Annotated in this window: 7 protein-coding genes; 5 read left to right on the top strand and 2 right to left on the bottom strand. The window is 66.3% G+C overall.

The window, feature by feature from the left end:
* Nucleotides 1-88: 88 nt before the first annotated feature.
* The 4 genes from BDW41_RS08105 to BDW41_RS08090 all read left to right on the top strand — a co-directional run bounded on the left by BDW41_RS08105 (nt 89) and on the right by BDW41_RS08090 (nt 7,182).
* On the top strand, nt 89-2,734 hold the full coding sequence (locus BDW41_RS08105) for a glycoside hydrolase family 2 protein (protein WP_074545535.1): 2,646 nt from the start codon (nt 89-91) through the stop codon (nt 2,732-2,734).
* The gene (locus BDW41_RS08100) at nt 2,731-4,185 is read left to right on the top strand and encodes a glycoside hydrolase family 125 protein (RefSeq protein ID WP_074545537.1); all 1,455 of its coding nucleotides are present in this window, start codon (nt 2,731-2,733) and stop codon (nt 4,183-4,185) included. Before BDW41_RS08105 ends, BDW41_RS08100 begins: the two co-directional genes overlap by 4 nt.
* 64 nt (nt 4,186-4,249) lie before the next feature.
* Nucleotides 4,250-6,667, top strand: coding sequence for a GH92 family glycosyl hydrolase (locus tag BDW41_RS08095; protein WP_074545541.1), 2,418 nt, complete (start codon nt 4,250-4,252; stop codon nt 6,665-6,667).
* A 2-nt stretch (nt 6,668-6,669) separates the two neighbouring features.
* A complete protein-coding gene (locus BDW41_RS08090) occupies nt 6,670-7,182 on the top strand; it encodes a gluconokinase (protein WP_233496806.1) in 513 nt (170 codons plus the stop codon).
* Here the strand turns inward: BDW41_RS08090 and BDW41_RS08085 are convergent.
* Nucleotides 7,179-7,775 carry a DNA-3-methyladenine glycosylase gene (locus tag BDW41_RS08085; RefSeq protein ID WP_199535306.1) on the bottom strand — a complete coding sequence of 199 codons (597 nt, stop codon included), beginning with the start codon at nt 7,773-7,775 and terminating at the stop codon, nt 7,179-7,181. The two genes, BDW41_RS08090 and BDW41_RS08085, sit on opposite strands and share 4 nt — an antisense overlap.
* 224 nt (nt 7,776-7,999) lie before the next feature.
* Between BDW41_RS08085 and BDW41_RS08080 the strand changes: the two genes are divergently transcribed.
* Nucleotides 8,000-8,530 (top strand): dihydrofolate reductase family protein, encoded by a 531-nt coding sequence (locus BDW41_RS08080; protein WP_074545548.1) that lies wholly within the window; start codon nt 8,000-8,002, stop codon nt 8,528-8,530.
* 130 nt (nt 8,531-8,660) lie between these two features.
* On the opposite strand, the gene BDW41_RS08075 is transcribed toward BDW41_RS08080, so the two are convergent.
* Nucleotides 8,661-14,522, bottom strand: a complete 5,862-nt coding sequence (locus BDW41_RS08075) for a putative Ig domain-containing protein (RefSeq protein ID WP_074545551.1) — start codon at nt 14,520-14,522, stop codon at nt 8,661-8,663.
* Nucleotides 14,523-14,609: the final 87 nt, after the last annotated feature.

Genomic DNA, 14,609 nt, shown 5'->3' with positions numbered 1-14,609 from the left:
GTGGCGCCCGATTTTTTTTGGGGCCCTGTCCACCCTCTTTCGCTCTGTGCGATAAGAGGCCTTTCAGCAAGATGTGGAGCGCCTTGCCGTGCCATCCCTGACCCGCCTGTCCCTCGGCCTACTGTCCGCCCTCACGTTCGCCTATGCGTCCGCGCTGGGAGCCACCACGGTGACGCCGCTGGACAGCGGCTGGCAGTTCCGCCTGGCGCCCGACGCCACGCAGGCGGCGCAGCATCCCGATCAGACCAGCTGGACGCCGGCCCACGTGCCCGGCAGCGTGCAGACCGACCTGCTGACCACCGGCAACATCGGCGACCCGTTCTTCCGCGACAACGAAGCGCAACTGCAATGGATCGGCCTGGCCGAGTGGGACTACCAGCTCAGCTTCAACGTCGACGCGGCCACGCTCAAGCAGGATCACGTCGACCTGGTGTTCGACGGCGTGGATACCTTCGCCGACATCGTCGTCAACGACACGCCGCTGCTCAAGACCGGCAACATGTTCCGCCAATGGCGCATCCCGGTGAAGAAGGTGCTGCACGCCGGCAGCAATACGCTCACCGTGCACCTGCACTCGCCCATCGCCAAGCTGCAGCCGTGGCTGCTGATGGCGCCCTATGCCCTGCCCGGCGAGTTCGATTCGGCCTTTGGCGACGAACCCAAGGGCAAGCAGACCTCCAACTACGTGCGCAAGGCCAACTACCAGTACGGCTGGGACTGGGGCCCGCGCTTCGTCACCATGGGCATCTGGCAGCCGGTGCGGCTGGAAAGCTGGACCGACGCGCGGCTGGAGGATTTCCACATCGCGCAGCCGCACGTCGATGCCGACAACGCGCAGCTCGCCGCGGAAGTCTCGCTGCAGGCCGGCAAGGCCGGGCGCGCGCACGTGGTGGTGAGCTGGACGGCACCGGACGGCGGCCAGGGACAGACGGCGCAGGACGTCACGCTCAAGGCCGGCGACAACACGCTGAGCCTGCCCTTCGCCATCGCCCGGCCGGCGCGCTGGTGGCCCGCCGGCTATGGCCAGCAGAACCTCTACCGCTTCCACATGGAAGTGACGCGCGGCAGCGACACGCTCGCCAGCGCCGACCGCAGCACCGGCCTGCGCAGCGTCGAACTGCGCCGCGATCGCGACCAGTGGGGACGCGGCTTCGCCTTCGTGGTGAACGGCGTGCCGATCTTCGCCAAGGGCGCGGACCTGATCCCCACCGACAGCTTCCCGGAACGCACCACGCCCGAACAGCTCAAACAGCTGCTCACCTCCACCCGCGACGCCAACATGAACATGCTGCGCATGTGGGGCGGCGGCTATTACCAGAGCGACGCGTTCTACGACCTGGCTGACCAGCTGGGCATCATGATCTGGCAGGACTTCATGTTCGGCGGCGCGATCACGCCGTACGACCACGAATTCCTCGGCAATTCGCGCGTGGAAGCGGAGGAACAGGTGCGCCGCCTGCGCAACCATCCCAGCATCGTGCTGTGGTGCGGCAACAACGAAGTGCAGACCGGCTGGGAATCCTGGCCGGATCGCATCGACTTCAAGAAGTCGATCAGCGCCGACGAACGCCAGCGCATCGAGAACGGCATGCGCGAACTGTTCGACCACACCCTGCGCGAAGTGGTGAAGGCCAACGACCCCGACGTGCCGTACTGGGCCAGCTCGCCCAGCACCGACTTCGACGGCGAGGCCAACGTGCTCAACGACGGCGACTATCACTACTGGAAGGTGTGGTCCGGCTCTGAGCCCATCGAGCACTACCTGGACATCACGCCGCGTTTCCAGTCCGAGTACGGCCTGCAGTCCTTCCCGGTGATGGCGACCATCGAACGTTTCGCCACGCCCGCCGACATGGCGCCGAACTCGCCGGTGATGCGCGCCCACCAGAAATTCGCCAACGGCAACGGCAACGACCGCCTGCTGCTCTATATCCGCGCGAACTACGGGGAGCCCAAGGACTTCGCCTCGTTCGTCTACCTTAGCCAGCTGATGCAGGCCGAGGGCATCGAACTGGCCGCGGAACACCTGCGCAGCGCGCGACCGCAGAGCATGGGCTCGCTGTACTGGCAGCTCAACGACGTGTGGCCGGGCCCGTCGTGGTCGAGCATCGACTACTACGGCCGCTGGAAGGCGCTGCAGTTCCACGCCAAGCGCTTCTACGCGCCGGTGGACGTGGTGCCCATCCGCCGCGACGGCCACACCACGCTGCACCTGGTTTCCGACCGCACTGACGCATTCAAGGCCACGCTGCGCACGCGCGTCTACGATATGGCGGGCAAGCTGCTCAGCGAGAAGAGCACGCCGGTGGGTGCCGCCGCGCTCAGCAGCACGCCCGTGGGCGAGTTCAGCGATGCGGAGCTGCTGCACGGCGCAAAACCCACGCGCAGCGTCGCCTCGTTCGACGTGATCGAGAACGGCGAAGTCACCGCACATCACCTGCTCTACTTCGGCGTGGCCAAGACGCTGGACCTGCCGAAACAGCCAGGACTCCACGCCGAGTGGCGCAAGGACGAGGACAAGACCGTGCTTCGCATTAGCGCGAAGCAGCTGGCGCGCGGGGTGTGGATCGATTTGGGCAAGCTCGACGCCACGCTGTCCAACAACGCCTTCGATCTTCTGCCGGGCGAGCATGTGGATATCGCCGTCGAAAGCACGTCCGACCTGGCCGCACTGAAGGCCGCACTCAAGCTGACCTCGCTGGTCGATGCCGTGAAACCGGGAGCCACGCCATGAATACCTCGCGCCGCAACCTGCTCAAGTGGATGGCGATGGCGCCCGCCGCCACGCTGCTCTCCGATGGCCTGCTCGCCGGCACCGCGTTCGGCGCGCCGGGCAAGGCCGGCCTGGTCAGCCAACGCCCGCCGCTCGGCAAGCGCAAGTTCACCAGCGCGGCGGTGGAAAAGCTGATTGCGCAGACCAAGGCCAAGATCGGCGATACCGAACTCGCCTGGATGTTCGAGAACTGCTTCCCCAACACGCTGGATACCACGGTCGAAGTGGGCACGCTGCGTGGCAAGCCCGACACCTTCATCGTCACCGGCGACATCGACGCCATGTGGATGCGCGATTCGTCCGCGCAGGTGTGGCCGTACGTGCAGCTGGCCAAGCAGGACAAGGCGCTGCAGCAGCTGTTCCGTGGACTGATCCATCGCCACGCGCTGTGCATCGGCATCGACCCTTATGCCAACGCCTTCATGCCCGATCCGTCGGCCAAGTCCAATCTGGACTGGGCGCAGCATGACGTCACCGACATGAAACCCGGCGTGGCCGAACGCAAGTGGGAAATCGATTCGCTGTGCTACCCCATCCGTCTCGCGCACGGCTACTGGAAGGCCACGGGCGACACCACCGCGTTCGACGACGACTGGCACGCCGCCATGCGCACGGTGCTCAAGACCTTCCGCGAACAGCAGCGCAAGGATGGTCCGGGCCCGTATCACTTCCAGCGCATGTCGTTGATTCCCACCGAGTCGCAGATCCTGCAGGGCTACGGCAATCCCACCCGTCCGGTGGGCATGATTAATGCGATGTTCCGGCCCTCGGACGACGCCACGATCTATGCGTTCAATATTCCCGGCAACCTGTTCGCCGTCACCAGCCTGCGCCAGCTCGCGGAGATGCTGCGAGCCATTCGCCACGACGACGCCACCGCCGCCGACTGCGTGGCGCTGGCCGACGAGATCCAGCGCGCGGTGGAAGCGCACGGCGTGATCCACGGCGATCAGGGCGATTACTGGGCGTATGAGGTGGACGGCTACGGCAACCAGCTGTTCATGGACGATGCCAACGTACCCAGCCTGCTCGCCCTGCCCTATCTGCACGCCTGCGAACCGAATGATGCGCGCTACCAGCGCACGCGCGCGCAGGTGTGGAGCGCGCACAACCCGTACTTCTTCAAGGGCAGCGCCGCCGAGGGCGTGGGCGGCCCGCACGAAGGGCTGCGCATGATCTGGCCGATGTCGATCATGATGCGCGCCTTCACCAGCAGCGACACGCGCGAAATCAGCCAATGCCTGACGTGGCTCAAGACCACACACGCGGGTACGGGCTTCATGCACGAATCGTTCGACCAGGACGATCCGGCCAAATTCACGCGCAGCTGGTTCGCCTGGGCCAATACCTTGTTCGGCGAGCTGATCGTGCACCTGGCCGATCGTCATCCGGAGGTGCTGCGCAAGGCGTAGCACCGTTTCCCTCTTCCGTCGGCCGTGGTGAGCGGCCATCGTTCCGCTTCAAAGGAGTCAGACCATGGTTACGCGCCGCCGCTTCCTGCAAGGCATGGCCGCACTTTCCGTCCTGGGCAGCAGCGTCAGCGCCCTGCCCTCCTTTGCCGCCGCCGGCAAGAAGACCGCGCTGGCCGATGGCGTGTCGCGCCACGTCGACGTGTTCGTCGGCACCGGCGGCCATGGCCACACCTTCCCTGGCCCCACGATGCCCTTCGGCATGGTGCAGCTGGGCCCCGACACCAACAACTGGCAGTGGGACAGCAGCTCGGGCTACCACCAGGGCGACGGTTCCATCATGGGCTTCTCGCACACGCATCTTTCAGGCACCGGTGCGAGCGACATGCTCGACGTGCTGGTGGTGCCCGCGATGGGCCCCGTGCTGCTGCAGCCTGGCGACCGCGACTACGACGGCGTGAACTACACCTCGCGCTATGACGGCGTGCACGCGGGCAGCGGGCCGAAGCCCAAGGGCTACCGCACCGGCATCAAGGGCTATCGCTCGCACTACACCGGCGAGCAGGCGCGCCCCGGCTACTACCGCGTGCAGCTCACCAACAGCCACGTGCTGGCGGAGCTCACCACCACCGAGCGCGCGGGCATCCACCGCTACACCTTCCAGCAGCCGGGCGAGGCCCATCTGCTGGTCGATTTCGCGCACGGCTTCCACGACGACCCGAAGACGCCCGCCAAGGTCACCGACGCCGAGCTGAAACTGGTCGGCAACGACACCCTGGTCGGCAGCCGCGTGGTGCACCAGTGGGCCAACGGCCGCCACATCTATTTCGCCATGAAGGTGTCGCGCCCGTTCAAGCGCGGCACGCTCTACAGCAACGACACCGCGCTCGCCGCCGGCAGCACGCAGGCCAGCGGCACCAACCTCAAGGCCACGCTGCACTACGACACGCTCAACGACGCGCCGCTGCTGGTGAAGGTGGGCATTTCCGGCGTGGATGTCGAAGGCGCGCTGCGCAACCTCAGCACCGAGATTCCCGCCTGGGATTTCGACGGCGTGCAGGCCGCCGCCGAAGCGGCATGGGAGCGCGAGCTCAGCCGCATCCGCATCGAGTCCTCGTCCGACGAGATCACGCGCACCTTCTACAGCTCGCTGTACCACACCATGCTCGCGCCCACGCTGTTCAGCGACGTGGACGGCCGCTACCGCGGCATGGACATGAAGGTGCACCAGCTGCCGAAGGGCCAGCACAACTACAGCACCTACTCGCTGTGGGACACCTACCGCGCCGAGCATCCGCTGTTCACGCTGTACCAGGCCGACCGCGTGCCCGACCTGGTCAACGGCCTGGTGCGCATGGCGCAGGAAAGCCCGGCCGGCCCGCCGGTGTGGCCGCTGCAAGGCATCGAGACGGTGTGCATGATCGGCTACCATTCCGCCGTGGTCGTCGCCGAGGCGCAGGCCAAGGGCTTCACCGGCATCGACTACGCCGCCGCGTGGCCGGTGTTCCGCAAGCGCGCCATGGAGGACGATTACTTCGGCCTGCCCGAATACCGCAAGCGCGGCTACATCCCCAGCGACGTGGAAGGCGAAGCGGTCAGCAAGACGCTGGAATACGCCTACGATGACTGGGTGATGTCGCACTATGCCGAAAAGCTCGGCCATCACGAGGATGCCGCCGCGCTCAAGGCGCGCTCGCAGAACTACCGCAACGTGTTCGACAAGGCGACCACCTTCACGCGCCCGCGCGCCAGCGACGGCAAGTGGCTGGAACCGTTCGACCCGCGCGCCATCGGCCATTCCAAGAAGTGGCGCGACTTCACCGAGTCGAACGCATGGCAGGCCACCTTCCTCAACCAGCATGACCTTTACGCGTACATGAAGCTGTTCGGCAGCACGGAGGCCTTCGAGAAGAAGCTGGACGAGCTGTTCAACATGGACAGCGAACTACCGGCCGATGCGCCGCCGGACATCGCCGGCATGGTCGGCCAGTTCGCCTTCGGCAACGAGCCGGCCCATCACGTGCCCTATCTCTACGCGTACACCGGCGCGCACCACAAGACCCAGGCACGCGTGCGCATGCTGCTGGAAACCATGTACCGCCCCGACCCCGACGGCCTTCCCGGCAACGAGGACTGCGGCCAGATGAGCGCGTGGTACGTGATGAGCGCGCTGGGCCTGTACGCGGTGGACCCGGTGAGCACGCACTACGTATTCGGCAGCCCGCTGCTGGATCGCGCCGAGGTGCAGCTGGCCGGCGGCAAGAAGCTGGTGGTGACGACGCAGGGCAACGGCAAGGGCCGTCCCTACATCCAGTCGGTGACCTGGAACGGCAAGCCGTGGACCCGGAGCTGGATCAGCCACGCCGAACTCACCGCCGGCGGCACGCTGGCCTTCGTAATGGGCGACAAGCCGAATACGTCCTTCGGTGCGGCGCCGGCGGACCGGCCGCCCAGTTACGGCAAGCCGGCCACCGAGCAGGTTTGACCGTGCGCGCCGTGGTAGTGATGGGTGTTTCCGGCTGTGGAAAGACCAGCATCGCCACGGCGCTGTGCGGGCGCATCCATGCACGCATGATCGAAGGCGACGCGTTCCACCCCGCGCAGAACATCCGCAAGATGGAGGCCGGCATTCCGCTCACGGATGCCGACCGCCAGGGCTGGCTGGAAACACTGGGACATGAACTCCAGCACGCGACGCACGACGGCGAGAACGTCGTGCTGACCTGCTCCGCGTTGAAGCGCCGCTATCGCGAGGTGCTGCGCGCCGCACTTCCCGGCCTGGGCTTCGTCTTTCTGCAGCTCTCGCCCGAGCAGGCGCGCGAGCGCGTCGCGCATCGCACCGGCCACTTCATGCCCGCCTCGCTGATCGACAGCCAGTTCCGCGACCTGGAACCGCCGACGGACGAACCGCGCGTACTGACCGTCGACGCCACCGAACCGACCGGGATGACCGTGGAACGCATCGTGCACTGGTGGCCTTCCGCTGCACGCAAGCCCTAGGCTTTCCGCCCGCGACTTTCACGCACGGCAGCCACAGGCCCCGACACGTAACGGCTGTCCGGCACGCTCCATCGCCACGGGAAATCCACTCCCACGCGTATGCCAATGCGCGGCCCGCCCACCAGCGTTTCGGGCGGCGGCGTGCCGTCATCGACGATGGCGAAACCATCGCGCGCGCGAACCAGGTCGATGCCGTTCTGCGCACCGGTGATGCCCATGGCCTGCGTCAGCCGCGCCGGCCCGCGGCAAAGATCGCGCTCCTTGATTCCCCATCCGCGCGCGTCCTGCATCAGGTCCACGCCGTGCAAGGGTTCCAGCGCACGTATCAGCACACCCTCGCCCACCTGGCACACGCAATTGGCGCACCAGTGCATGCCATAGGTGAAGTACACATACATATGGCCTGCAGGGCCGAACATCACCGCGTTTCTCGGCGTCTGGCCGCGATACGAATGCGCGGCAGGATCGACCGAGCCGACATAGGCTTCCACTTCCACAATGCGCCCGGCACGACCATCCGCGCTGGCGAGAATCTTATTGAGCAGTTGCGGCGCCACCGCGATGGATGTCCGCTCGAAGAACGGCCGCGTCATGACAGCGCCAGGCCAGGCAATGGAACGACGCGCTCCCTTGGACATGCAAGGCTCCTCTTCAGGCTGCGCAAGCCCGCTCGCGCGCCGATGGACAGGGTTCGCTGCCGGCGACCGCACATGCCGCCGCAACGAGTAAACGGATCGCCAGCTTACTGCCTACATGGCCACAAGATGCGGCATCGACCCGAAGCAACTATGCTGAACGCTCTGACGTGGAGGTTTCCATGGCAAAGCTCGTCTTCGGCATGAACGTGTCTCTGGATGGCTACGTCGACCACGACGCATTCGCCCCCGGCCCCGCACTCTTTCGTCACTTCGTGGAACAAGTGCGCGACCTGACCGGCAGCCTATACGGCAGCCGCATGTACGACATCATGCGCTATTGGGACGACGACTCGCCCGCTTGGAGCAGCGAGGAACGAGACTTCGCCATGGCATGGCGAGCCCAGCCCAAATGGGTCGTATCGCGCACGCTGACCTCCTTCGGCCCCAACGCCAGCCTTGTCACCGGTGATCTCGAAACGGCGGTGCGCAAGCTCAAAACCGAACTCGACGGCGAGATCGAAGTCGCCGGCACCGTGCTGGCCCACAGCCTCACCGCACTCGGCCTGATCGACGAATACCGCCTCTACCTCCACCCCGTGGTGCTGGGCCACGGCAAACCCTACTTCGCCGGCCCGCAACCACGCCTGCGCCTCACAGCCCACGAACCGATGGGCGAGGACGTGATCCGTTTGACCTACGTTCCCGCGTGATGGCGCAACGCGCTGGATAGGCGGAACTGCGTCCCACCGTGCCGGCCGGGACGCGCTTCATGACAACGGCCCGCATCGATCGCGAAGCCGGCGGCCGTCGGTCGCACGGAGCGACGACCGAACTCACGCATCAAGGCTCGAACTTCTTCTCCACGCCCAGCAGGATCGACTGATTGTCGCTGCTCGTGTTGTCCATGTAGTTCTGGTACTCCATGCGCAGCAGCCAGCCATTGAGGGTCTGCAGGGCGACACCAGCACCAAGCATGGTGTGGTTGCGCGACTGGTTGGTCAGCGTGGCCTGGTACAGCGGACCACTGAGCACGTCCGCGTAGCGCATGGATGCCTGGTTCGAGCCCTGCATGTCGTGGCCATACTCCACACGCAGCTGCGGCGACCACGTGCCGTAATCGCGCTTGAGCACCCATTGCGCGAGGAAACCCAGGGTGCCGGTGCTGGTTTTCACCGTCTGGCGCTGGTAGGCCAGCGCATAGGTGGCGTCGCCGCTCTCCGTATAGCCGTCCAAATGACCATGCGCGATGTCAAGGCGGCCATAGGGGGTCAACAGCACGTTGTCGGTCTGGTGCTCGTAACCCACCGAGATCGAACCGAAGAACTGCGTGCCGCCGCGGCTGCCATGCACGGTGTTGCCGTCGTCCGTGACGTAGCGGCGCGCATCGAACTGCAGCCACTGATAGCCAAGCAGGCCATCGACGTAGACCGAGTTGGCCGGATGGAAACTGGCGTACATCGCCACGTTGTAGCTGTCGAGCATGCTGCGGCTGTTGTGCTGGCCCACGTCCGATGCATCGTGGCCGTAGCCCACGCCAAGGCCCGCTGCAAAGCTGCTGCTGAAGGCCTTGTCCACGCCCATGCTCAGGCCGGATGTGGTGAAGTCGATGCCATTGTCGCTGCTGCCGGGCTGCATCTTGCCGAAGTTGATGGCGCCGCCCGTCCATACCGCCACGTCGCCGGGCAGGCTGCCACCCTGCAGCGTGGTCTTGGGTGGCGCCGCCGCCGTGTCGTCGGCATCCGGTTGCACGCGATAGCGATTCATCATGCCCGCCGGTCCGCCCAGTTCGGCCAGCGAATCAGGGCGGCGCATGCTGCTCGCCGAGGTCATGGTGATGCCGTTGGAGAAGCCGCTGGCAGCGGCGCCGCCGTGCAGCGATTCCAGGCGGCGCTGGAAGTTGCCGATCTGCCCGATGGCCACGCGGCGTGCCGCATCGGCCTGCGCGTCGAGCACACCCAGAACCTCCGCATCCTTCGACGGATCGCTGCGCGGCGTGACGCTGACGTTGATGGTGCCCGGCTCCGACTCGGCGTAGGCATTGCTGAGCGTATAGCTCAGCTGCGCAGCACCGCTGAACGCTGGCGCTGCGGTAAACGACAACTGGTAGCCGCCCGCGCTGGCCTGGATGCTTGCCGAGCCGGCATTGGCCGGCGATACCGATACCAGCCTGGCGCCCGTGAACGGGCCGCCATGCGCCGTGGCCGTCAGATCCACCTGGATCGACTTGCCAGCCACCACGGTCGCGCTGAGCGTAGGCGCCACCGGCATCGGGTTGACCGTCACGGTGACATGCGCGGGCCGGGAGGCGCCGAACACGTTGCTTATCGTGAAGTCGAAACCATACGTGCCCGAGGCATCGGCCGCGGCGGTGTACACAAAGGTGTACCCCTGCGCCACGACCGTGCCCGACGTCGGCGGGGTCACTACGACCGGGTTGAAGAACGGCCCGACGGGTGCGCTTGCGACGATATTGATCGTCACCGACTTGCCGGACAGTACCGTGACGGCCTGCGGCGCCACGGCAGGCACCGCTCCGGCGGCAACCGTGATGGACACGGTCGCCGCAGTGGATGTACCGCCCGGGCCGGTGGCCGTGTAGTTGAGCGAGTCGGTGCCGAAGTAGTTGTCTGCCGGCGTGTAGACCACGTTCAGGCCATTCACCGTCGCCGTGCCATGCGTTGGCTGCCTGGTGACCGCGATGCTGGTGATCGGGCCGGTGTCGTTGGCCGTCACCGGAATGGTTGCCGCCGTATTTGCGTTGGTGCTGGCGGTGTCGTTCACCACCACGGGCGCCGGCTGCGCCACGCTGACCGTGAAGCTCTGCGTACCACTGAAACCCAGGCTGTCCTTCGCGGAGATGCTGAAGGCATAGCTGCCCGCCGCGGTCGGCGTGCCCGTCAGCGCGCCGCTGCTGGAAAGACTGAGCCCGGTCGGCAAGCTGCCGGCACTCACGGTGAACGTGTAGCTGCCATTGCCGCCACTGGCGCTGAGCTGCTGGTGGAAGGCAACACCGGTCTGCACCGCACTCAAGGCGCCTGGGCTCACCGTGATGCCCGGTGCATTAACGATGAGCGCATAACTGCGTGTGGCGCTGAAAGGCGCGCCTGTGCCGGTGCTGCTATCGGTGGCGAGCACGGTGACATTGAACGTGCCCGACACCGTGGGCGTGCCCGACAACACGCCGGCCGGGCTCAGCGACAAGCCGGCCGGCAACGCGCCTGCGCTGATCACGAAGGTGTACGGCGCGGTGCCCCCCGTCGCGGACAGGGTTTGCGCATAGCTGCTTTCCGCCGTCATCGCGGGCAGGTTCGCCGGACTCACCGCCATGCTGGGCGCACCGATGGTTGTGCTGTACGCCTGCGAGCCGCCGAAACCGGCGCTATCCCTCGCGGTAACGGTGAAGCTGAAACTGCCGCCCGCCGTCGGCGTGCCTGCCAGCAAGCCCGTGCTGCTCATCGTCACGCCCGTGGGCAGGACGCCGGCGCTTACGGCATAGGTGTAACTGCCGTTGCCGCCGCTGGCGCTCAGCTGCTGGCTGAAGGCCGTACCCAACTGCATCGGGTTCAACGCCGCCGGAGAGAGGGTGATCACCGGTGCATTGACGGTCAACGAATAGTTCTGCGTCACGACAAAAGGTGCGCCGGTGCCCGTGCTGCTATCCAGGGCGCGAACGCTGAAGTTGTAGCTCCCCGCTGCGGTGGGCGTGCCCGACAACACGCCAGCGCTGCTCAACGACAAGCCCGGAGGCAAGGCGCCGGAACTGATCGTGTACGTGTAAGGCGACGTGCCGCCGCTCGCCGTGAGAGTCTGGCTGTACGCCGTTTCCGCGGTCGCAGCCGGCACGCTGGAGGGAGCCAGCGTCACCGTTGGCGCATTGATGACAAGAGAGTATGCCTGCATGCCGAACACGCCATGCGCATCGGTGGCCTTTACCGTAATGGCGAACGTGCCGGCCGACGTGGGCGTGCCCGCGAGGTTGCCTGCGCTGCTGAGGCTCATCCCTGCCGGCAACGCGCCCGAGCTGATCGCAAAGGTGTACGGCGCGATGCCGCCATTGGCGGTCAGGGCAAGGTTGTAGCTGGCGCCCGTGGCTCCCGCCGGCGCGCTGGTGGGCGTCAGGTTGATGGTCGCTGCGGCAATGGTCAGTGTGTAGAAGGTGGACACGTTGAAGGGCGCGCCCGCTCCCGTACTGCTATCGGTCGCCGTCACCGTGATCGGGAAGCTGCCCGACTGCGTGGGCGTACCGGAAAGCGTGCCTGTAGCGGCGTTCCACGCCATGCCAGCCGGCAGGGTTCCGGTCTCGGCATAGGTATACGGGCCCGTGCCGTTCGTGGCCGTGAAGGTCTGTGAGTAGGGCTGTCCATACGTACCGCTGAGCGCAGTACCCGCTGGCGCAAGCCCCAGCGTGGGCGCTGCCACGGTGATGCTGTAGGGCCGCGCGCCGGAATACGGCCCCGTACCCGTGCTGCTGTCCATGGCCTGCACGATGAAGCTGTAAGTGCCGGTGCCGGTGGGCGCACCCGACAACGTGCCGTTGCTCGCGAGCGTCATGCCGGGCGGCAGTGAACCGGTAACGCTGAACGTATAAGGCGGCGTGCCTCCGGTGCTGCTGAGGATTTGCGAGTACGGCACGCCATCGGTGGCCGAAGGCAGGGACCCGGGATTGACGGTGACGGTCGCCGCATTGACCGTCAGCGAATAACTCTGGCTGCCGGCATTGGTGTTCGCGTCCGTGGCCGTCACGGTGAACGAGAAACTGCCACCCGCCGTCGGTGTACCGGACAACATGCCCGCGCCGCTCAATGTGAGACCGGCAGGCAAGCTGCCCGATGTCACCGCGAACGTATACGGGGCCGTGCCGCCGCTGGCCGTGATGGCCTGACTGTAGGCGGTTGCCACTGTCGAGACGGGCAGGCTGGCAGGACTCAGCACGATGGTCGGCGAACTCACCGTCATCGAGTAGGCCTGCGTGGCGGCAAAGGGAGCACCCGCACCGGTGGTGGCGTCGGTCGCCGCAATGCTGAAGTTGTACGAGCCGTTGGTGGTCGGCGTACCGCTCAAGACGCCGCTGCTGCTCAGCGACAGGCCAGGCGGCAAGGCGCCGGCGCTCACGCTGTAGGCGTAAGGTGCCGTGCCGCCCGAACCGGTCACGGTCTGGGCATAAGCGGTATGCAAGGTGGCGTCAGGCAGCGTGCCCGGCGACAGCGCGAGGGAGGGCGCATCGACGACCAGCGTGACGCTGGCCGGCGAGGCCGAGAACGGCCCGGTGCCCGTGGAACTGTCCGTGGCGGTCACCGTGAAGGCAAACGTACCCACCGCCGTGGGCGTACCGCTCAGCGTGCCGTTGCTGCCCAGTGTGATGCCCGCCGGCAGGCTGCCCGTCGTCAACGCATAGGTGTAGGGCGCCTTGCCGCCACTCGCGCTGGCGATGGATTGGCTGTACGCAACGCCCGCCCTGGCATGCGTCGGTGCGGCGGGTGCATACGTGATGGTCGGCGGCGACACCGTCACCGTCACCGTGGCCGGCGATGACGTCCCGCCCGTATTGGACGCGGTATAGGTGAAGCTGTCCGGGCCCGCATAGCCCACCACCGGCGTGTAGGTGATCGAGGTGCCGCTGGCCGTCGCCGTGCCGTGGGTGGCGTTGGTGCCGACGGCCACCGAGGTCGCCGTGCCTCCCGTGATGTTCAGCGCGATCGGATTGCTGGTGCTGCCGTACGCCACGGTGGCGTTGACGGCGTTGGCCACCGGCGGCGGATTCTGCACATTGATCGTCAGCGACGTGACGGTGAAGTAAGGACCCCCCGGACCGGGACTGCTGTCCGTCGCGCGTATGCCGAATGTCGCCGAACCAACGGTGGTCGGCGTACCGCTGATGACACCCGTGCTGGTGTTCAACGACAGGCCCGCAGGCAGCGAGCCGGATTCCAACGAGAACGTATAGGGCGCCGTGCCGCCGCTGGCGGTCAAGGTCTGAGAGTACGCCACATTCACGACGGCGTTGGGCACCGGGTTGGTGACGATCTGCGGCGCCGCCACCGTCATCGCATAGCTCTGCACGCCCGTGCCACCGGCGCTGTCTGTCACATTGATGGTGATGTTGGACGTACCCGACGTCGTCGCCGTGCCGCTGATGGTGGCGTTGACGGCATTGCTGGCAAAGGTCAAACCCGGCGGCAAGCTGCCGGTGAGCGAATACGTGTAGGGGCCGGTTCCATTGGTCGTGCTGATGGTGGCGCTGTAGGGCACGCCCACCTGCGGGTTCGCCAAGGAGGAAGGCGACACCGGGAGCGTCGTGGCGCGCGCGGCAATCAGCACCGTCACGGTAACGGTGCGGCCGAAATCGTCCTTGAAGGTGAACGTATCGGTGGTGGCACCATCGTTGTTGTTGAGGTAGGTGATCTGGTCCGACAGAGGATCGACCGACACATGACCATGCGCCGTGGCGACGCTTTCCGAGGTCAGGCCGCCACCGCTGTCGCAACCTGTGGCATCGATGACGATCTGCGTGCCTGCCGCCATGGGGCTGGTCGACGGCGTCGTGTTCGCATTGGGCACGGTGAAACTCGTGCAGGGCGCCGTTTGCGCGTGCGATGCGCCAGGAACCAGCAACACGAGCAGAAGCGTGAGCGCCCACGCATGGGGCGAACGCAGCAACGACATGAGGCGCACGGCGGCGCGCATCCACGGGCGGTGATGCATGGTCCTTCAATCCCCTGTTTTGCGCCCGGCGAGCGGCAACGACACGTACGCAAAGCACGCGTCACAACCACCCCGACCGGACTGCCA

Origin of the sequence: Dyella sp. AtDHG13 (genome assembly GCF_003201105.1) — a bacterium.
Lineage (GTDB): Bacteria > Pseudomonadota > Gammaproteobacteria > Xanthomonadales > Rhodanobacteraceae > Dyella > Dyella jiangningensis_B.
The sequence above is the reverse complement of the archived record's forward strand: the minus strand, read 5'-3'. Positions and strand labels throughout refer to the sequence as shown.

Bases quoted from the DNA above. Each gene is read 5' to 3' on its own strand.
- BDW41_RS08095 (WP_074545541.1), top strand. From the start codon at position 4,250: ATGGTTACGCGCCGCCGCTTCCTGCAAGGCATGGCCGCACTTTCCGTC.
- BDW41_RS08100 (WP_074545537.1), top strand. From the start codon at position 2,731: ATGAATACCTCGCGCCGCAACCTGCTCAAGTGGATGGCGATGGCGCCC.
- BDW41_RS08075 (WP_074545551.1), bottom strand. From the start codon at position 14,522: ATGCATCACCGCCCGTGGATGCGCGCCGCCGTGCGCCTCATGTCGTTG.
- BDW41_RS08080 (WP_074545548.1), top strand. From the start codon at position 8,000: ATGGCAAAGCTCGTCTTCGGCATGAACGTGTCTCTGGATGGCTACGTC.
- BDW41_RS08085 (WP_199535306.1), bottom strand. From the start codon at position 7,775: ATGACGCGGCCGTTCTTCGAGCGGACATCCATCGCGGTGGCGCCGCAA.